General features: G+C 68.3%; 17 protein-coding genes, 1 tRNA gene and 1 pseudogene. 7 read left to right on the top strand and 12 right to left on the bottom strand.

The genetic code is table 11. The features are described 5' to 3' along the window. On the bottom strand, positions 1–195 hold a 195-nt coding region (locus ACRVYW_RS13650; protein ID WP_431805289.1), incomplete at its 3' end, for a transposase. A gap of 40 nt (positions 196–235) precedes the next feature. On the opposite strand from ACRVYW_RS13650, the gene ACRVYW_RS13645 reads away from it, so the two are divergent. After that, on the top strand, positions 236–619 hold the full coding sequence (locus ACRVYW_RS13645) for a DUF6226 family protein (RefSeq protein ID WP_431805288.1): 384 nt from the start codon (positions 236–238) through the stop codon (positions 617–619). Here ACRVYW_RS13645 and ACRVYW_RS13640 read toward each other — a convergent pair. Continuing rightward, positions 605–1090, bottom strand: coding sequence for a hypothetical protein (locus ACRVYW_RS13640; RefSeq protein ID WP_431805287.1), 486 nt, complete (start codon positions 1088–1090; stop codon positions 605–607). The genes ACRVYW_RS13645 and ACRVYW_RS13640 overlap by 15 nt on opposite strands. A gap of 278 nt (positions 1091–1368) precedes the next feature. Between ACRVYW_RS13640 and ACRVYW_RS13635 the strand changes: the two genes are divergently transcribed. Next, positions 1369–2151 (top strand): acetoin reductase, encoded by a 783-nt coding sequence (locus tag ACRVYW_RS13635; protein ID WP_431805286.1) that lies wholly within the window; start codon positions 1369–1371, stop codon positions 2149–2151. Positions 2152–2244: 93 nt separating this feature from the next. On the opposite strand, the gene ACRVYW_RS13630 is transcribed toward ACRVYW_RS13635, so the two are convergent. From ACRVYW_RS13630 to ACRVYW_RS13620, 3 genes and pseudogenes are all read right to left on the bottom strand, one after another. Then, entirely contained in the window at positions 2245–3480 is a 1236-nt protein-coding gene (locus ACRVYW_RS13630) for an MFS transporter (RefSeq protein ID WP_431805285.1), read from the bottom strand. Then, complete coding sequence (locus ACRVYW_RS13625; RefSeq protein WP_431805284.1) at positions 3477–4127, bottom strand: GntR family transcriptional regulator; 651 nt, start codon at positions 4125–4127, stop codon at positions 3477–3479. Before ACRVYW_RS13625 ends, ACRVYW_RS13630 begins: the two co-directional genes overlap by 4 nt. 86 nt (positions 4128–4213) lie before the next feature. Then, positions 4214–4513, bottom strand: a pseudogene (locus ACRVYW_RS13620) (ISL3 family transposase); the annotation flags it as partial. 408 nt (positions 4514–4921) lie between these two features. Between ACRVYW_RS13620 and dld the strand changes: the two are divergent. Both dld and ACRVYW_RS13610 read left to right on the top strand, forming a co-directional pair. Then, complete coding sequence (gene dld, locus ACRVYW_RS13615) at positions 4922–6637, top strand: D-lactate dehydrogenase (RefSeq protein ID WP_431805283.1); 1716 nt, start codon at positions 4922–4924, stop codon at positions 6635–6637. A gap of 113 nt (positions 6638–6750) precedes the next feature. Further along, entirely contained in the window at positions 6751–7191 is a 441-nt protein-coding gene (locus tag ACRVYW_RS13610) for an IS5 family transposase (RefSeq protein ID WP_431805282.1), read from the top strand. A 134-nt stretch (positions 7192–7325) separates the two neighbouring features. Here the strand turns inward: ACRVYW_RS13610 and ACRVYW_RS13605 are convergent, their stop codons facing one another. Beyond that, positions 7326–7583: a DUF6458 family protein gene (locus ACRVYW_RS13605; RefSeq protein ID WP_431805281.1), complete on the bottom strand. Its 258-nt coding sequence runs from the start codon at positions 7581–7583 to the stop codon at positions 7326–7328. A gap of 122 nt (positions 7584–7705) precedes the next feature. Between ACRVYW_RS13605 and ACRVYW_RS13600 the strand changes: the two genes are divergently transcribed. Further along, complete coding sequence (locus ACRVYW_RS13600; RefSeq protein ID WP_431805280.1) at positions 7706–9052, top strand: MFS transporter; 1347 nt, start codon at positions 7706–7708, stop codon at positions 9050–9052. Here ACRVYW_RS13600 and ACRVYW_RS13595 read toward each other — a convergent pair. From ACRVYW_RS13595 to polA, 5 genes are all read right to left on the bottom strand, one after another. Continuing rightward, a complete protein-coding gene (locus tag ACRVYW_RS13595) occupies positions 9039–9800 on the bottom strand; it encodes an SGNH/GDSL hydrolase family protein (RefSeq protein ID WP_431805279.1) in 762 nt (253 codons plus the stop codon). The two genes, ACRVYW_RS13600 and ACRVYW_RS13595, sit on opposite strands and share 14 nt — an antisense overlap. A gap of 68 nt (positions 9801–9868) precedes the next feature. Then, a complete protein-coding gene (locus ACRVYW_RS13590; RefSeq protein WP_431805278.1) occupies positions 9869–11335 on the bottom strand; it encodes an MFS transporter in 1467 nt (488 codons plus the stop codon). A gap of 35 nt (positions 11336–11370) precedes the next feature. Continuing rightward, positions 11371–12405, bottom strand: a complete 1035-nt coding sequence (locus ACRVYW_RS13585) for an LLM class flavin-dependent oxidoreductase (RefSeq protein ID WP_431805277.1) — start codon at positions 12403–12405, stop codon at positions 11371–11373. A gap of 81 nt (positions 12406–12486) precedes the next feature. Beyond that, a complete protein-coding gene (locus ACRVYW_RS13580) occupies positions 12487–14160 on the bottom strand; it encodes a DUF885 domain-containing protein (protein WP_431805276.1) in 1674 nt (557 codons plus the stop codon). A gap of 90 nt (positions 14161–14250) precedes the next feature. Then, positions 14251–16896 (bottom strand): DNA polymerase I, encoded by a 2646-nt coding sequence (polA, locus tag ACRVYW_RS13575; RefSeq protein ID WP_431805275.1) that lies wholly within the window; start codon positions 16894–16896, stop codon positions 14251–14253. Between the two features lie 57 nt (positions 16897–16953). Between polA and ACRVYW_RS13570 the strand changes: the two genes are divergently transcribed. After that, positions 16954–17394 (top strand): hotdog fold thioesterase, encoded by a 441-nt coding sequence (locus tag ACRVYW_RS13570; RefSeq protein ID WP_431805274.1) that lies wholly within the window; start codon positions 16954–16956, stop codon positions 17392–17394. 262 nt (positions 17395–17656) lie between these two features. On the opposite strand, the gene ACRVYW_RS13565 is transcribed toward ACRVYW_RS13570, so the two are convergent. Next, positions 17657–18286, bottom strand: coding sequence for an ANTAR domain-containing response regulator (locus tag ACRVYW_RS13565; protein WP_431805273.1), 630 nt, complete (start codon positions 18284–18286; stop codon positions 17657–17659). A 57-nt stretch (positions 18287–18343) separates the two neighbouring features. Between ACRVYW_RS13565 and ACRVYW_RS13560 the strand changes: the two genes are divergently transcribed. Next, positions 18344–18424 (top strand) — tRNA-Leu (locus ACRVYW_RS13560). Positions 18425–18430 lie beyond the last annotated feature (6 nt).

The following is an 18430-nucleotide window of genomic DNA, read 5'->3' as shown; positions in this document are numbered from 1 at the left end:
CTCCCGCAGCTGCATACGCTCGTCCTCGGTCAGGCCGGCACGTTTGCCGTCCTCGACGTCGGCCTGCTTCAACCAGTTCGACAGCGAGCCTTCGGAGATACCGAAGTCTTTCGCGATCTGCGCCAACGGCGCTTGACCCTTCCGGGCCACGGCCACGACATCATCGCGGAACTCTCGGGGATAGGGCTTTGCCACAGAAACATCCTTCCAGCGAGGACGAATCCTCACAGTTCAGATGTCAACCAAACTCGGGGCAGACCCCACCGCTTATCCGGGGATCTACATGCACGCGGGACTATTGCACGACTTCCACTACCCAGTCTGCGGTTGCGACGCTTGCGACTCGAACTGGGAGGCCGAAGCCGATGAACTCGAGCAGCAAGTGTTCGCGACCGTCAGCGGCAACTACCGAGAGACGACCGAACGCGGACTTCGCCCCTGGGTCGATTACGCCTTCACCTATCCCGACGGCGCGAGCTCCGGGAAATCCCGCTCCCAAGATCTTCCTGCCCAGCGCCTCAAAGACGCCAAGCCCGTCCTCCGCGACCTTCCCGTCGGATGGAATCACTGGCCGCGCCCGGCCCCGCCTCTTGATCAACACGGCCTAGCTCGACGGTAGGCCGAGCCTGTCGAAGAACGCCCTGTTCCGCTCCGTGGCCGCGTTGACGAGGCCGTCGAAACTGATGACCTCGACACACGCCTTGTACGGCTCGACGTAGCCGAAGTACCCGAGCCCGTCATGCGTCTTGGTCAAGTTCGACAGCTTGCACATGCGCTCCATCGTTGGCGTCAGGTCGGCGATGACGTAGCAGAAGGCCGGCGGCTCCTGCGCGCTCGACGGAATCAGCCGCCCGGTTGCCGTCGCTACTTTGCCCTCGCGAACCCGCGCGACGTAGTCAAGGCACTGCGCGATGGGGTTCTTGTCCTCCGTCGTCGCGTCGTTGCGCATGGGGCGCTTGAGCTCGACGACGACGATCGACTGCAGCGGCAACTTCTGCCCCGCGGTCGCGAGCACGGGCGAGTCCGCCTCGAGCACGCGTGTCGCCAGTATGTCCGGTCGGTTCGTCGAGGCGTCGTCCGTGACGGGCATGCTCTTGAGAGTCTTGTCGGACGCGAGGTAGTGTGGAAGACGAGCCGCTCGTCCAGAATCCACAGGTTCGACGCATCGGCCCCGACATCGTTCGAGTCCTTGCGCATGGGGAAAAGCAGCTCGTGGACGCGGTCTTCGCGAGCATACTTGCCATCTCCGTCCGACTCGATGAGTTTTGCGAGGATGTCGAGGGTCGTGCGGCGCCGAGCAACGTGCCTTCGGGCGACCTTCTCTCGGAGCGCGACAGCGCTTCATCGAACCATGAAGGAGTAGTCGGAATGTCCACTGCCAAGGTCGCTCTCGTCTCGGGCGCAGGTCAGGGAATCGGTCGCGGAGTCGCGCTCCAGCTCGCGAAGGACGGCTTCGACGTCGCCGTCGCAGACCTCACGTTCCAGGAGGAGAAGGCGCGCGGCGTCGTCGCGGAGATCGAGGCGCTGGGCCGCCGTGCGATCTTCGTGGCTGCCGACGTGTCGAAGAAGGAAGACGTCGTCGCCGCTGTGGACGCAGCCGCCACGCAGCTCGGCGGGTTCGACGTCATCGTGAACAACGCGGGCATCGCGCAGGTCAAGCCGATCCTCGAAGTGACGGCGGAAGAGCTCGACAAGATCTTCTCCATCAACGTGAACAGCGTGGTCTTCGGCATCCAGGCCGCTGCCGACAAGTTCATCGAGCTCGGTGTGAAGGGCAAGATCATCTCCGCCGCCTCGATCGCGTCGATCAAGGGCTTCCCGATCCTCGGCGCGTACTCGGCGTCGAAGTTCGCCGTGCGCGGCCTCACGCAGGTCGCGGCGCAGGAGCTCGCCCCGAAGGGCATCACCGTCAACGCGTACGCTCCCGGCATCGTCGGCACGGGCATGTGGGACCTCATCGACGAGAAGCTGTCGGAGATCAACGGCAAGCCGCGGGGCCAGAACCTCAAGGAGAACGTCGAGAGCATCGCCCTCGGCCGCATCGAGACGCCCGAAGACGTCGCGAACGTCGTGTCGTTCCTCGCAAGCGAGAAGGCCGACTACGTGACCGGTCAGGTGCTGCTCGTGGACGGCGGAATGCTCTACAACTGATGCATCCGAAGGGGGCGCGGGGAGGACATGTCCTTCCCGCGCCCCCTTTTTTGCGAGGTCTTCGCGAGGACGCCGCGCCCGGCCGGTTCCTCATCAGGCCGCCGGCAGGTGCCGGCGCCAGCTGAGCGCGACGATCCCGACGCTGACCGCCGCCAGGACCGCGCCGGCGAGGAACATCGTCGTGTACGGGATCCACGCGCCGAGCGCGGCGAGGATCGCCGGGATGAAGAACCCGAGATACGTCAGTGAGTAGTACACCGCGGTGAGTCCGGCAAGATCGCGCGGACCGGCGATCCGCTGAATCTCGCGCAGTCCCCCGACGAGCAGCATGCCGTAGGCTGCGCCGAGTGCCGCGGCGGCCACGAACGCCCAGGCGAGCGAGTTGAGGCTCACCGCGACGGCGGCCAGGATCATGGCGGGAACGGTGACCGTCAGCGCGATCCCGATGCCGCGGGCCGACAGCGGGGTGTCGACCTTCGCGGCGAACCGCTGCACCGCGACACCGCAGCCGAGCGCGACGACGCACAGCAGACCCGACACACCGATCTGCAGTCCCGGCGCCTGCGACATCATGAGGCCCGGCAGGATCGCGTACGCGCTTGCGGCGGTGCCGAAGACCCACGGCGCCATCGGGGCGACGACGAGGAGGAACCGGCGGTGCATCGCGGTGGGGATGCGCAGGTCGGCGAGGAGCGGCCCAGAGGTGTCTCGGCGCGGCCGGCTCTCCGGCGCCGCCCACAGCAGCACGAGCGCGACGAGGGTGAGAGCGATGTGCAGGAGGTAGGGCGACGCGGTGGGGATCGGGCCGAACTGCCCGAGCGCCGCCGCGAATCCGGCGCCCAGCGCGAACCCGGACGTCAGTGCGAGTGCAGCGCGTGAGGCGCCACGGCCGTCGACGGCGCGGGTCGTGAACGGAGGCTCGGAGAGCTCTTTCACCCAGCTCGTGCCGACTGCCATCACGAGCCCCAGCGCGATACCCGACAGCACCCGCCCGGCGAACAGGAGCGGCATCGAGGAAGCCCCGACGGCGAGGAGCGTGCTGCCCGCAATCGCGATGATCGGGGCGGGGACGAACAGCGGTCGGCGGCCGTACCGGTCGGACAGCGGGCCGCCGAGAAGGAGCGCGGGCACGATGCCCAGGACATATGCCCCGAGCAGTACATTCACGCTGAAGGCGCTCATCTGGTCGATCTGGCGGTACATCACGAGCAGCGGTGTGAACTCGTTTCCACCCCACGCGACAGCGAACAGGGCAGCGCTCACGCGCATCCAGGGGACGATCGCGATCCGCTCTTCGGCGGCGGCTCCCTCGGAGGACATCTCACTCATGACAGCAGCTCCCGGTGGGTCTTCTTGATGTGACGGCCGAGTGCCACCTCGAACGCCGCGGTCTCGCCATCGCCGATGAGGCGGACGAGCAATCCGTGATCGTCGAGCACCTGCTCGGCTCGGTCGTCGCGTCGCCAGAGCGACCACGCGAGCATCCGCCTCTGCCGATCGCGCAGCGTCGCGAAGAACTCTGCGAGCAGGGCGTTCCCGCCGGCCGCGACGATCCGGGCGTGGAAGGCCGTGTCTGCCTCGGCGAGCCGCGCGAGGTCGGATGCCTCGTACGCGCGGCGTTGCGCGTCGAGGATGTCGGAGAGCTCGTCGACGACGTCCTGCACCCGTTCGGAGTCACGGACGAGCCGCCGCACGGCATCGGTCTCGATGAGGATTCGCGCCTCGACGACGTCGTCGAGCTCTCCCGGCGTCACATCGCGGATCAGCGCACCGCGCTTGGGGTACAGCCGCATCCACCCCTCGACTTGCAAGCGCAGGAACGCCTCGCGGACGGGGGTGCGGCTCATCCCGAGTTCGTCGGCGATCGTTCCTTCGCTGACCATCGTCCCGCCGGCGAGATCGCCGTCGAGGATCCGCTCCTTGACCTTCGCGTACGCGGCATCCGCGGCGGATGCCTCCGTCTCCTGATGCTCCATGACCCCGTCCCCGTGCTGATGAACAAGATAGATACTAGTTGCATCTCAGTCCGGTGCAAAGTGGCTCTTCGGACATTCGGTGGGGGTCATGGGGTGAGGCCGCCGGCGGCGAGGAGCATGCGGAGGCGGTAGTTGTGCCGGTTGCGATAGCCGCGGGCGAGGCGCCGGTGCAGCTCGATGATTCCGTTGATCGCCTCGGTGCCGCCGTTGTTCGCGCGCCCGGTCGCGAAATACGCGAGGAACGCTGACCGCCACCGGCGCAGGGTGCGACCGAGGCGGGCGATCTCCGGGATCGGGCAGGTGTGGAATGTCTCGGCGACTCGCTCCGCGATTCGGCGGCCCTCGGCGAGATCCTTCGCGTGGTAGGCGGATCGCAGTTGCTGCGCGGCATGACGCCATCCTCTCAACTCGAAAAGATGCGGCACCAAACCTGGGACGGTTCAAGCGGCGCTAGGCGAGTCTGATTGCTGCGTCGATCTATGGGGTGAGGGCAGTGGCCGACATCGCGGTCCGAACTATCGCGGTCCGAACTATCGCGGTCCGAACTATCGCGGTCCGAACCTACCGGAGTCCGAAAGTACCGCGGTCCGATGCGCGTATGCACATGCATACGCACACGCACACTCCTTCGACGCCGTAGCGAGCTTCCGGGCAGACGGTCGCAGACGTCGTCCCCCTGGCTCGTTTCCCCGCCCATCAAAAAATGAACGACCGCGGACTAGCTCGGATCAAGGCGACATCCCCTCAGCATCATGACGCGCTTGTGATGCACACTGAATATAGGAAGCTTAGAGATGACGCAACCGGGACAGACCACCACGACTTCGCACGAAGCGATCGATGCGTTCAAGAGAATCGTCGGCGACGAACATGTACTGACCTCTGAGCGTGCCACGATGTCATTCAGCAAAGGCTATCGATTCGGCGGAGGACCAGTCTTCGCCGTGGTGCGCCCCGGCACGCTGGTCGAGATGTGGCGGGCGCTGCAGGTATCCGTCGACAACAACCTCATCGTCATCCCGCAGGCATCGAACACGGGCCTGACTGGTGGATCCGGCCCCGGCTTCCAAGACTACGATCGCCCCATTGTGATCATCTCGACTCACCGCATCGATGAGGTGCACCTCATCAACGACGCGCGCGAGGCGATCTCGCTCGCGGGCACCCCGCTGACACACCTGACCGACGCGCTCGCCAAGCACCAGCGCGAGCCGCACTCGGTGATCGGGTCGACATCAATCGGCGCCTCGGTCATCGGCGGCATCGCGAACAACTCGGGCGGCAGCCAGATTCGCAAGGGTCCGGCATTCACGCGCGAAGCGATCTTCGCCCGCGTCAACGACGACGGCAAGGTCGAGCTGGTCAATCACCTGGGCATCTCGCTCGGAGACGACCCTGAGGTCGCACTCGACCGTCTACAGCGCGGCGAGTGGTCTCCCGAGGATGTCACCCCAGCTCCCGAAGACACGAACGAGACCGAGTACGCCGAGCACTTGCGCAAGATCGTGCCTTCGCCTGCTCGCTACAATGCGAACCCCGAGTACCTGTTCGAGGCATCCGGCCCGGCCGGCAAGCTGATGGTGTTCGCGGTGCGCACCCGCACCTTCCCTCGCGAAGTGCACCCGACCGTGTTTTACATCGGCACGAACAACACGCACGAGCTCGAAGAGATCCGTCGGTTGTTCCTCGAAGCCGACATGCCGCTGCCTATCTCTGGTGAGTACATGGGCCGCAGTGCCTTCGACTTGGCCGAGAAGTACGGCAAAGACACCTTCGTCTTCCTGAAGTTCATGAGTCCAGCGCTGCAGACGCGCATGTTCTCGTTCAAGACGTGGGCCAACGGCTTGTTCTCCAAGATTCCCGGCATTGGTCCGACCTTCGCCGACACGGTATCGCAAGCCATGTTCAGCGTGCTGCCCAACCAGCTGCCCAAGCGCATGATGGAGTACGGCAACCGTTTCGAGCATCACCTGCTGCTCACCGTCAGCGAGTCGCAGAAGGCCGCGAGCGAGAAGTTGCTCAAGGAGTTCTTCGCAGAGCCCGAGCACACTGGTGAGTTCTTCATCTGCACGTCTGATGAAGAAAAGAGCGCGTCGCTCAACCGGTTCGGCGCGGCCAGTGCCGCCACTCGCTACGCCGCGTTGAAGCGCCGGCACATCGCAGGGCTCATCCCCATCGATGTGGCCCTGCGTCGCGACGATTGGAACTGGCTCGAGGTGCTGCCGGAGGAGATCGACGACCAGCTTGAGGTCAAGGCGTATTACGGGCACTTCTTCTGCCATGTGATGCACCAGGACTATGTCGCCAAGCAGGGCGTGGATCCCGAGGCGCTGCACGACCGCATCCAGCACCTGCTGGAGGAGCGCGGCGCGAAGCTGCCCGCCGAGCACAACTACGGTCGCATCTACAAGCTGCCGGAGTCCATGGAAGAGCACTTCAAGGAGCTCGATCCGACGAATACGTTCAACGCCGGTATCGGCGGCACGTCGCCGCACAAGGACTGGGCCTAAGTCCCCAAGCTAGCGCGACGCCGTGAGAGCCTGAGCGATGTCTTATCCATCTCGGGTGGACCTAGGCCGTGTTGATCAAGAGGTTTCGCTCCCGGCTGGGTGAGTCTTAAGCGGTGACGCGACAGGAGATCTCTGACGAGGTGTGGGCCGTGATGGAGCCGTTGATGCCGACGGCGTCCGGGAGGTCGAGGCCGTGGGCGGATCATCGGTTGGCTGTCGAGGGTATGGCGTGGAAGTACCGCACCGGGGCTCCGTGGCGGGATGTGCCGGAGCGGTTCGGTAAGTGGAACTCGATCTACAAGCGGTTCAACCGTTGGGCCGTGGACGGCACCTGGGAGAAGCTGCTGGCCGAGGTGCAGAGGCAGGGCGACGCCGCGGGGAAGATCGACTGGGTCGTCTCGATCGACTCCACGATCGCTCGTGTGCATCAGCACGGCGCGACCCTGATGCCGCGGCGAAGGCGTCGTCGACGCCCTGCGTCCCCGCGCCCACCGCCTCGGACTCGTGACCGGACGTGCGGACGAACGTGCGCGTCGGGAAGAACCACTGCATGAGCCGGCCCCCGGCGTGGCCGAACGGAGCATCGAGAGACTGCCCCTCCCCCGTCGCGAACCCATCCAGAGAGACGGCGAGATCGTGGACGCGGAGCTTTGTCATGCTCCCATCATCGGGCACGGGCCAGGCGGGGTCAGACGGTGCCGTCGCCCGAGACGCGCGACTCGGTGTGCGTGACCCGCTCGCCGGAAGGGTCGACGGTGCGCGTGACCTGCTCGCTCGAGCGGCGGCGTACCAGGAACACGATGCCGAGGAGGAACACGACCGCGCCGGCGCCCATGAGGATGTAGCCGATCATGTCGAGGTCAACGAACTGGCTGGTGTCGACGTTGATCGCGTATACGAGGATCGCGCCGATGGCGATGAGGGCGATGCCGAGTCCGATGCTCATGGGAATGTTCCTTCAGTCGGGGGTCTGATCCGCTCATTGTGGTCTACATCGGAGCTTCGCGCGCGACCCTTGACGCGACGCACGTGCGGCCTGTAACGCCATCGCGGGTAACGTGGGAGGTGATGTCCGCTCTCACCCGCCCCGCCACCGGGCCGGGATGGCGGGCATGGCTCATCTGGGGTGTCGGCGTCGCGGCCTACATGCTGGCGGTGGTCAACCGCAGCTCCCTCTCCGCCGTCGGTATCGACACGGCCGAGCGCTTCGGCGCCGACGCGGCGACGCTGTCGATGTTCGCCGTCGTCCAGCTCGCCGTGTACGGCGGCATGCAGATCCCCGTCGGGCTCCTGCTCGACCGGTACGGCGCGCGCCCGATCATGGCGATCGGGATGGTGCTCATGGCGGTGGGGCAGCTGACGCTCGCGTTCTCCCCCAGCGTCGGGGTCGCGATCTTCGCACGGACCCTCCTCGGCGCGGGTGACGCCGCGATCTTCCCGGGGGTGCTGCGCCTCATTGCGACGTGGTTCCCGGCGCGGCGCGCACCGCTCATGAGCCAGCTCACCGGCCTCGTCGGCCAGTCGGGGCAACTCCTCGCGCTCGCGCCCCTCGCGGCGGTGCTGCATGCGACGAGCTGGGAGATCGTGTTCGGCGGCATCGCCGCGCTCTGCATCCTGTTCGCGGTGCTCGTGTTCGCCCTCGTCCGGAACCACCCGCCGACGGTCGCCGCCGACGTCAGCGTCGACACCGACACCGGGGCGGTGCAGATCGTGCGGTCCTCGATGGATAAGGGCGTCGGCATCCGCGCCGCCTGGGCCCACCCCGGCACGCGGCTCGCCTTCTGGTCGCACTTCGCGACCCCGTTCGCCGGCTCGGCGTTCGTGCTGCTGTGGGGCATGCCGTTCCTCACCGCCGGCGAGGGGCTCTCGCGCGGGCAGGCCGCGGCGGTGCTGTCGACGTGCGTCATCGCCGGCATGCTCATCGGCCCGGTGATGGGCGACCTGTCGCGCCGCATCCCGCATCGCCGGTCGCGGGCTCTCGTCCTCCCGGCGATCGCCGCGCAGATGACCGCCTGGATCGCCGTGATCGCCTGGAACGGGCCGGCTCCGCTCTGGCTGCTGTACGTGCTCGCCCTGGGACTTGCGATGGGCGGCCCGGCATCGATGATCGCGTTCGATCACGCCCGCACGCACAACCCCGCCCACCGCCTCAGCACCGCGACCGGGATCACGAACGTCGGCGGATTCCTCGCCGCCCTCGTCGCGATCTTCGCGATCGGACTCACGCTCGACCTGCAGGGTGCCGGCACGCCGGAGACCTACCGGCTGGATGCCTTCCGCCTCGCTTTCCTCACCCAGATCCCGCTCTGGGTGCTCGGGTGGATCTTCATCGTCGTCGAGCGCCGCAAGACGCGGGTGCTCCTCGGGATGGACCCGCCGCGAGAGCGCCGCCGCGGGGCCCTCAGGCGGGGGTGACGTCGACCCAGGTGCCGCCGAACTTCGGCTCGCGACCGTCGCCGGACGACGTACGGGTCAGGCGGCGCTTCACCCAGGGGCCGAGGTGCTCGCGGAAATATTCTCCGCGGGCGAGGCGCACCGACTCGGGAAGCTCGGGCAGCGACCACCAGCCGTTCGGCACCGTCTCGCCCAGGGCGTCGAGGACGCGTGCTGCGACGCGGTGATGGCCGCGCGCGTTCATGTGCAGCCGGTCCTCGGACCAGAACGAGGGGTCGGTGAGCGCGGCATCCGGCCAGTTGAGGGCCCGGATGACATCGGGGCGGTCGGCGATGCGTGCGACGACCGCCTCCGACATCAGGTCGCCGCGGCGCTGGATGACGCGGCTGAGGGGCAGCTGCGCGGAGGGGTTCGCGCCGGAGAGGAGCACGAGTTGCACGCCCTCCTCGTCGCAGCGGCGCAGCACCTGGCTGAACGCGTCGGCGATGTGCGAGATCGACGTGCGGGGGCGGAGCATGTCGTTGCCGCCGCCGTTGAAGCTCAGGTGCGTCGGCTTCAGCGCGATTGCCGGCTCGAGCTGCTCGGCGACGATCGGCCAGATCAGCTTGCCGCGGATCGCGAGGTTCGCGTATTCGATCGGCTCGCCGCGCGAGTCGGCCCACCCCTGCGCGACGAGATCGGCCCAGCCGCGGACGGTGCCGTCGGGGAGTTCGTCGCCGACGCCTTCGGTGAATGAGTCGCCGATGGCGACGAAACGCACGGATGCCACCCCTCGAGCCTACGACCCGTGGGCACCCGGGCCGGACCGAGAGCGGACGGAGAGTCGGCGGCGGGCGGTCAGCGGTCGTCGAGCGCCGCGCCCTTTCGGTCGGCGAGGCCCCACGTGGCGGCTGCGGCGACCACGAAGAACGCGGCGAACACCGTGAACAGCAGCGGCACGCCGCCGAGGTTCAGCAGGTACGGCACGCTGAGCGGGGCGATGATCGACGCGATCCGCCCGACCGCGGCGGCCCAGCCCGACCCGGTCGCGCGGACGGACGTCGGGTAGTTCTCCGGGGTGACGGCGTAGAGCGCGCCCCACGCGCCGAGGTTGAAGAACGACAGCGCCATCCCCGCCGTGATGATCGCGCCCTCGGTGCCGGCGGTTCCGAACCAGAGCGCCGAGACGGCCGAGCCGACGAGGAAGACCGACAGGGTCAGGCGCCTCCCCCACACTTCGATGAGCCATGCGGCGACGGCGTAGCCCGGGAGCTGGGCGAGCGTGATGATGAGCGTGAACCCGAACGACTTCACGAGGTCGTACCCCTGCGCGAACAGGAGAGAGGGAATCCAGATGAACGCGCCGTAGTAGGCGAAGTTGACGCAGAACCACACGAGCCACAGGCTCGCGGTGCGGACGCGGAACTCGACCGACCAGAGCTCCCTCATCCGCTGCCACGCCGTCGGCTGCGCCGGGGTGGTGGAGGATGCGGGGGCGGCCGCGGAGCGCGAGGTGGCAGCGGAGGGCGCGGTGGCTGCGGCGAGTGCCGACGCGGTGCCGGATGCCGCGGGCGCAGGCGACGCCGCAGGTGTCGGCGCCCCGCCCACGCGCCGCCGACGCGACCCGTCGAGCGACGGCGACTGCTCGAAACGCGTGACGACGGCATCCGCTTCGCCGTGGCGACCGCGATTCTCCAGCCAGCGCGCCGATTCCGGGAGTCCCCACCGCACGATCAGTGCGTAGAGCGCTGGGACGGCGCCGATCGCGAAGGCCCAGCGCCAGCCGTCGGCGACGCTCGGGATGACGAGGAAGCCGATGAGGGCCGCCGCGGTCCACCCGACGGCCCAGAACGCCTCGAGGATGACGATGAGCCGTCCGCGCATGCGTGCGGGGGCGAACTCGCTGACGTAGGTGCTCGCGACCGGGAGCTCTGCGCCGAGGCCGAGCCCGACGAGCAGGCGCAGCACGATGAGCGCGACGAGTCCCCCGACGAGGGCGCTCGCTCCCGTCGCGAGGCCGTAGATGAGCAGCGTGACCGCGAAGACCGAGCGCCGCCCGAACCGGTCGGCGAGAAGGCCGCCGAGGCTCGCGCCGACCGCCATGCCGACGAACCCGGCCGAGGCGATCCACGACGCCTGCTCGGGCTTCAGCGCCCACTCGGCCGTCAGCGCGGCGAGGATGAAGGACACCAGACCGACGTCCATCGCGTCGAGGGCCCACCCGATTCCCGACCCGGTGAGGACCTTCAGATGGGCGCGGGTGAACGGCAGGGCGTCGAGGCGGGCCGCGACCGAGGTGTCGGTGCGGGCGGGGGCATCGGTCATGCCTGCATGCTAGTGGGATGCCTGCCCTGCGGCGCTCAGCCGGCTGCGAGGATGTCGTGCACGATGGGGGCGACCTTCGTGCCGTACAGCTCGATCGAGTGCAGCATCTTGGCGTGCGGCAGCGTGCCGTTCGCGTACTTCAGATCGAACCGGTCGGCCCCGAGCGTCTTCACGGTCGCGGCGATCTTCCGCGCCACCGTCTCGGGCGCTCCGGCGTAGACGGCGCCCTCCGGACCGATGTCGTGCTGGAACTGCAGGCGGCTGTACGGCGGCCAGCCGCGCTCGGCGCCGATGGCGTTGCGGTTCGCCTCGAGCGCCGGGTAGAGCTCCTCCCAGGCCTGCTCGTCGGTGTCGGCGATGTGCCCCGGCGAGTGCACGCCGACGGGCAGAGGGTCGCGTCCGAACGAGTCGAGCGAGCGGTGGTAGAGGTCGACGTAGGGGCGGAACCGCTCGGCGGACCCGCCGATGATCGCGAGCATGAGGCCGTATCCGTAGCGGGCGGTGCGGACGACCGACTCCGGCGAGCCCCCGACGCCCACCCAGGCGGTGATGCCGTTCTCGGTCTTGGGGTAGACGTCGGCGTCGGTAAGCGACGCGCGGGTCGTTCCCTCCCAGGTGACCGGCTTCTCGGCGAGGAGCTGCGAGAAAAGGTCGAGCTTCTCCTCGAAGAGCACCTCGTAGTCGCCGAGGTCGTACCCGAACAGCGGGAACGACTCGATGAAGGACCCGCGGCCGAGGATGACCTCGGCGCGCCCGTTCGAGAGGCCGTCGAGCGTCGCGAACCGCTCGTAGACGCGCACCGGGTCGTCGCTGGAGAGCACCGTCACGGCCGTGCCGAGATGGATCTTCTCCGTGCGGCCGGCGGCGGCGGCGAGGACGAGCTCGGGGCTCGAGACGGCGAACTCGTGCCGGTGATGCTCCCCCACTCCGAAGAACGCGAGGCCCACCTCGTCGGCGCGCACCGCCTCGTCGACGACGTTCCGCAACGTCTGCGCGTCGCTCAGGCGCGTGCCGTCGTCACCGACCGTGACGTCGCCGAAGGTGTCCAGGCCCAGTTTCACTTCATGCATGTGAATAGGAACCGGCGCGCGGTGCCCGGCATTCCCGGAAGCCGCACGCCGGTCTCCTTCAGCGATCGGACGGCGCCGACCTCAGCGGTCGAGCGCCATCCGGAGGGTGTCGAGACCGACGCCGCCCAGGCGCAGCGCCTTCATGTGGAACGCCTTGATGTCGAAGTCATCGCCTTCGCGCAGGGCGGCGTCGTCGCGGATCTGCTCCCAGATGCGCTGACCGACCTTGTACGACGGGGCCTGTCCCGGCCAGCCGAGGTAGCGGTTCACCTCGAATTGGATGAACTCGTCGGACATGTTGACGTTCCGGCGCATGAACTCCAGCGCGTAGTCGGCATCCCACACGCCCTGACCGTCGGGACGCTCTTTGCCGAGGTGCACGCCGATGTCGAGGACGACGCGCGCCGCGCGCATTCGCTGGCCGTCGAGCATGCCGAGACGGTCCGCGGGGTCGTCGAGGTAGCCGAGCTGCTCCATGAGGCGCTCGGCGTACAGCGCCCACCCCTCCGCGTGGCCGCTGGAACCTGCGAGCAGGCGCCGCCATGAGTTGAGCTCCGCGCGGTTGTAGACCGCCTGCGCGATCTGCAGGTGGTGGCCCGGGACACCCTCGTGGTACACGGTGGTGAGCTCGCGCCAGGTGTCGAACGAGTCCACGCCCTCGGGCACCGACCACCACATGCGTCCGGGCCGTGAGAAGTCATCCGTCGGACCGGTGTAGTAGATGCCGCCCTCGTTGGTCGGCGCGATCATGCACTCGAGCTTGCGGATGGGCTCCGGGATGTCGAAGTGGGTCTTGCCGAGTTCTGCGACGGCGCGGTCGCTCGTCTCCTGCATCCAGCTCTGGAGCGCCTCGGTGCCGTGGAGCTTACGGTTCTCGTCCTGCTCGAGGAACGCGACGGCCTCTTCGACGCTCGCGCCGGGAAGGATCTCGTTCGCGATCGCCTCCTGCTCGGCGACCATGCGGGCGAGCTCCTCGAGACCCCATTCGTAGGACTCGTCGAGGTCGATCTCGGCGCCGAGGAAGCGGCGCGAGTGCAGCGCGTAGAGCTCGCGTCCGACGGCATCCTGCTCGGATGCCGCGGGGTCGAGTTCGTCGCGGAGGAACGCGGCGAGCTCGTCGTACGCGACGCGGGCGGCGCCGGCATGCTCGGAGACGGCGCGGGCGAGGGATGCCGGAAGATGGCCCTCGGCAGGGCCGGCGTCGTGGGCGAAGGAGGCGAAGAAACCCGAGTCGGCGGTGTAGCGGGCGATCTGGGTGATGACCTCGCGGACCTGGCGGCGGGCGGGCACGACGCCGCGTTCGATGCCCAGACGAAGCGTCTGCACGTAGCCGTTCAGCGCGGCGGGGATCGCTCCCAGGCGGTCGGAGATGACGGTCCAGTCCTCCACCGTGTCGGTCGGCATGAGGTCGAAGACGCTCCGCAGCTCCTGCGCGGGCGAGGCGATGACGTTGAGGTCGCGCAGGTGCGCCCCCGCCTCGTAGAGCTCGATGAACAGGCGCAGGTCGCCGGAGAGGTCGGCCTGCGTGACGATGTCGACGTCGTCGACGGGCTCCGCCGTGTCGAGGGCGGCGAGCGTCGCCTTCGCGGCCTCGTAGCGCTCGGCGTGACCGGCGGGTGAGAGGTCGTCGAGGCGGGCGTTGTGCTCGAAGCGTCCGATGTAGGTGGCCGCCGTCGGGGAGAGTTCGGCGATCCGGTCGACCCACGCGTCCGCGATCTGATCGATCGGGGTCGTGGTGCGTAGTGCGTCAGTCATCCCTCGAGCCTAATCCCCTCGGGCTCGGTCTCACCGGCGACGACATCGAGTCCCGTGCGCGCCGGCGGTGCAGCGTCCGTGGGCGCGCGCTCAGTGCCCGGCGACGTCCCAGTTCGCTCCGCGACCGATCTGCACATCGAGCGGTACCGTGAGGTCGGCCGCGTCGCCCATCCGTTCCCGGACGATCTGCTCCACGGCATCCCACTCCCCCGGGGCGACCTCGACGACGAGTTCGTCGTGGATCTGAAGGAGCACCCGCGAGCGCAGTTCATCGCGGACGAGCTGGTCGTGGATGTGGAAGAGCGCGATCTTCATGATGTCGGCAGCGCTCCCCTGGATCGGGGCGTTGAGCGCGGCGCGTTCCGCGTTCTCACGGAGGACCCGGTTCGGGCTCGTGAGATCGGGGAACGGGCGACGGCGGCCGAAGATCGTCTCGGTGTAGCCGTCGACGCGGGCCTGCGCGACGGACTCGCGAAGGTAGTCACGCACGGCTCCGAAGCGGGCGAAGTACTCGGTCATGAGCTGCTTCGCCTCGGACTGGTCGATGCGCAGCTGCTTGGAGAGCCCGAAGGCGCTGAGCCCGTAGACGAGGCCGTACGACATCGCCTTGACCTTCGTGCGCATCGCCGGTGTCACGTCGGCGGGTTCGACGCCGAACACGCGTGCGCCGACGAACCGGTGCAGGTCCTCGCCCGTGTTGAACGCCTCGATCAGCCCCTCGTCGCCGGAGAGGTGCGCCATGATCCGCATCTCGATCTGCGAGTAGTCGGCGGTCAGCAGCGTCTCGTACCCTTCGCCGACCTCGAACGCCGCGCGGATGCGGTGCGACTCCTCGTTACGGATCGGGATGTTCTGCAGGTTCGGGTCGGTGCTCGACAGACGCCCGGTCTGGCTGCCGGTCTGGAGGTAGGTGGTGTGCGTGCGCCCCTCGGCGCCGATCGATGCGTCGAGGCTCTCGATGATCTGGCGGAGCTTCGTCGCTTCGCGGTGCTGCAGCAGCAGGTCGAGGAAGGGATGGGGATTCGACTCCTGCAGGTCGGCGAGGACCGCGGCATCCGTCGAGTACCCCGTCTTCGTCTTCCGCGTCTTTGGCAGCTCGAGCTGCTCGAAGAGCACCTCCTGCAGCTGCTTGGGCGACCCGAGGTTCACCTCGCGGCCGATCTCGGCGTACGCGCGCTGGGCGACGTCGTCGGCGCGGGCGCCGAGCTCCGCGGAGAACGCGGCGAGCTTGTCGTGCGAGATCGCGACGCCGGCGAGTTCCATGTCGGCGAGCGTGTCGAGCGTCGGCAGCTCGATGTCGGACAGGACGGATGCCACGGACCCCGGCATCTCCTCACGGATCTCGTCGGTCACCCGCAGCGCGTACCAGCTGAGCTGCCCGGGAGTGGCTCCCTCGGTCTCGGGAACGAGCTGGGTGGGGTCGGCCTCCGGGAGCTTCTCGTCGAGGTACCGCTCGACGAGGTTGCCGAGCGTCTTGTCGGGGAAGCTCGGGCGCAGGAGCCATCCGGCGAGGATCGGGTCGAAGGAGAGACCGCTGAGGCGGATGCCGGCGCGGCGCAGCGCCTTCACCTGCGGCTTCGCGTCGGTCAGCACCTTCGGGGCGTCGCTCTCGAGCCACGGGCGCAGGGCCTCGGCCACTGCTTCCGACCAGGTCGCCTCGACGGCGGCATCCGCGGTAGCCACGCCGACGCGCGCGGGCGACCCACCCTCGACGGTCAGCGTGAGGGCGAGCTCCTCGTCACCGGTCGCGGTTCTCTCCGCGATCCACGCGGCCAGGGCGTCGGCGTCGAGCTCTGCGGCGACGGGCGCCGTGACGGAGGGCTCGGCGTGGCCGGGATCGTCGCCGTCGCCCATCGCCTCGAAGACGCGCGGCAGGAGGGTGCGGAACTCGAGGCGCGCGAAGATGTCGCGGACGGCCTGCGCGTCGATCGGCTGCACGGCGAGGTCGGTCGGTGCCGCATCGAGTTCGACGTCGCGGACGAGCGCATTGAGGGAGCGGTTGCGGCGCACGTCGTCGAGGTGCTCGCGCAGGTTACCGCCGACGACACCCGTGATCTTGTCGGCGTTCTCGAGCAGGGCATCCAGCGTCCCCCACTGGGTGAGCCACTTGACGGCGGTCTTCTCCCCCACCTTCGGCACACCGGGCAGGTTGTCGCTCGTCTCCCCGACGAGCGCGGCGATGTCGGGGTAGTTCGCGGGGGGCAGCCCGTACTTCTCCACGACGGCATCCGGAGTGTAGCGCTTGAGCTGCGACACGCCCTGCACACTCGGGTACAGCAGGGTCACATCGTCGGTGACGAGCTGGATCGTGTCGCGATCGCCCGAGCAGACGAGAACGTCGAACCCTTCGGCGGCGCCTTGCGTCGCGAGTGTCGCGAGGATGTCGTCGGCCTCCACGCCCTCCTTCGTCAGGACCGGCACGTTCATCGCGGCCAGCGCCTCCTGCAGGAGGGGGATCTGTCCTTTGAACTCGGCCGGCGACTCGGACCGGTTCGCCTTGTACTCGGGGTACTGATCGGTGCGGAACGAGTGGCGCGAGGTGTCGAACGCGACCGCGAGATGCGTGGGCTGCTCGGCCTTCACGAGGTTCACGAACATCGACAGGAACCCGTAGATGCCGTTCGTGTGCTGCCCGTCCTTCGTCGAGAAGTTGTCGACCGGCAGGGCGTAGAACGCACGGTAGGCGAGCGAATGGCCGTCGACGACGAGAAGGGTAGGCTTTGCGGGGTCCGTCACCCCTCCAGCGTAGTCAGCGGGTCGGACACTCCTGCCGGTCGACCTCGAAGGTGAACGATGACGTCTGATTCTGCGACCCCCGGTGCCTCGGCCCCTGGTCCCGACGGCCTGGAATGGGCGCTCGAGCGCGGCATGGGCGCTCTCGCCGAGAAGATGGGGATGGAGTTCACCGAGTTCTCGGTCGAGCGCTCCGTCGCCACCATGCCGGTGGAGGGGAACACGCAGCCCGTCGGTCTCATGCACGGCGGGGCATACGTCGTCCTCGGTGAGTCGCTCGGCTCCATGGCGGCGAACCTCTACGCGGGCCCCGACCGCCTCGCGGTCGGCGTCGACATCAACGCGACGCACACGCGTTCGGCGACGTCCGGCGTCGTGACGGGCGTGTGCACGCCCGTGCATTTCGGGCGTTCACTAACCGTGCACGAGATCGTCGTGAGCGACGATCAGGGGCGGCGCTGCTCGACGATCCGCATCACCAACATGATCAAGGATCGCTGACCCCCGCCCGACGCTCGTCCCCTCCACCGCACCGGCCCGCGCCGGCACCCTCCGGTGCCGCCGCCCCCGAGACCGCGTGTTCTCGACGAGACCCGGCCGCCGAACCCCGGGTCTCGTCGAGAACACCGGGTCTCGCGGGATTCAGGCGCACGGGAGCAGGCGCGCGGTACCTAGACGTGCGACCGCCAAGCGCGCGAGCGTCAGGCGCTGGAGCGTCAGGCGCGGGAACGTCAGGCGCGCGCGCGACCCAGCGAAGAGGGAGTCAGGCCTTCTTGGGCGAGAGCTGCTCGATGATCGCCTTCGCGACGTCCTGCATCGTGAGGCGGCGGTCCATCGACGCCTTCTGGATCCAGCGGAACGCCTCGGGCTCAGACAGCCCCATCTTCTCGTTGAGCAGGCCCTTCGCGCGGTCGACGAGCTTGCGGGTCTCGAAGCGCTCGACCATGTCGGCGACCTCGGCCTCGAGCGTGATGATCTGCTCGTAACGCGCCAGCGCGATCTCGATCGCCGGCAGCAGGTCGTTCGGCGTGAACGGCTTCACGACGTACGCGAGCGCACCGGCCTCGCTCGCGCGCTCGACGAGCTCCTTCTGGCTGAACGCGGTCAGCAGCACGACGGGAGCGACGTGATTCTTGCTGAGCTTCTCGGCCGCGGAGATGCCGTCGAGGACGGGCATCTTCACGTCCATGATGACGAGGTCGGGGCGGAGCTCGGTCGCGAGCTGCACGGCGGTCTCACCGTCTCCCGCCTCACCGACGACGTCGAAGCCGTTGTCGCGGAGGATCTCCACGATGTCGAGGCGGATCAGCGACTCGTCCTCGGCGACGACGACGCGTCGCGGGGCGGTGGACGCCGTGGGGCCGGTGGGGGTGCTCAGTTCCTGCTCAGTCACCTGTCCATCCTAGAGCCAGGACGGGCCCGCGCCTGCGGTATCGTCGATTGCACGTGCGCCGGTGTGGCGGAATGGCAGACGCGACCGACTCAAACTCGGTTGTCTTCGGACGTGTGGGTTCGACTCCCACCACCGGCACGACAC

The sequence above is a fragment of the Microbacterium sp. bgisy203 genome, assembly GCF_965345155.1.
Taxonomy (GTDB): Bacteria; Actinomycetota; Actinomycetes; order Actinomycetales; family Microbacteriaceae; genus Microbacterium.
Note: the sequence above shows the minus strand (reverse complement) of the source record. Positions and strands in the feature narration are given on the sequence as shown.

Bases quoted from the DNA above. Each gene is read 5' to 3' on its own strand.
- ACRVYW_RS13640 (WP_431805287.1), bottom strand. From the start codon at position 1,090: ATGCCCGTCACGGACGACGCCTCGACGAACCGACCGGACATACTGGCG.
- ACRVYW_RS13630 (WP_431805285.1), bottom strand. From the start codon at position 3,480: ATGAGTGAGATGTCCTCCGAGGGAGCCGCCGCCGAAGAGCGGATCGCG.
- ACRVYW_RS13605 (WP_431805281.1), bottom strand. From the start codon at position 7,583: ATGAGCATCGGACTCGGCATCGCCCTCATCGCCATCGGCGCGATCCTC.
- ACRVYW_RS13600 (WP_431805280.1), top strand. From the start codon at position 7,706: ATGTCCGCTCTCACCCGCCCCGCCACCGGGCCGGGATGGCGGGCATGG.
- ACRVYW_RS13635 (WP_431805286.1), top strand. From the start codon at position 1,369: ATGTCCACTGCCAAGGTCGCTCTCGTCTCGGGCGCAGGTCAGGGAATC.
- ACRVYW_RS13590 (WP_431805278.1), bottom strand. From the start codon at position 11,335: ATGACCGATGCCCCCGCCCGCACCGACACCTCGGTCGCGGCCCGCCTC.
- ACRVYW_RS13585 (WP_431805277.1), bottom strand. From the start codon at position 12,405: ATGCATGAAGTGAAACTGGGCCTGGACACCTTCGGCGACGTCACGGTC.
- ACRVYW_RS13570 (WP_431805274.1), top strand. From the start codon at position 16,954: ATGACGTCTGATTCTGCGACCCCCGGTGCCTCGGCCCCTGGTCCCGAC.
- ACRVYW_RS13580 (WP_431805276.1), bottom strand. From the start codon at position 14,160: ATGACTGACGCACTACGCACCACGACCCCGATCGATCAGATCGCGGAC.
- ACRVYW_RS13645 (WP_431805288.1), top strand. From the start codon at position 236: ATGTCAACCAAACTCGGGGCAGACCCCACCGCTTATCCGGGGATCTAC.
- dld (WP_431805283.1), top strand. From the start codon at position 4,922: ATGACGCAACCGGGACAGACCACCACGACTTCGCACGAAGCGATCGAT.
- ACRVYW_RS13625 (WP_431805284.1), bottom strand. From the start codon at position 4,127: ATGGAGCATCAGGAGACGGAGGCATCCGCCGCGGATGCCGCGTACGCG.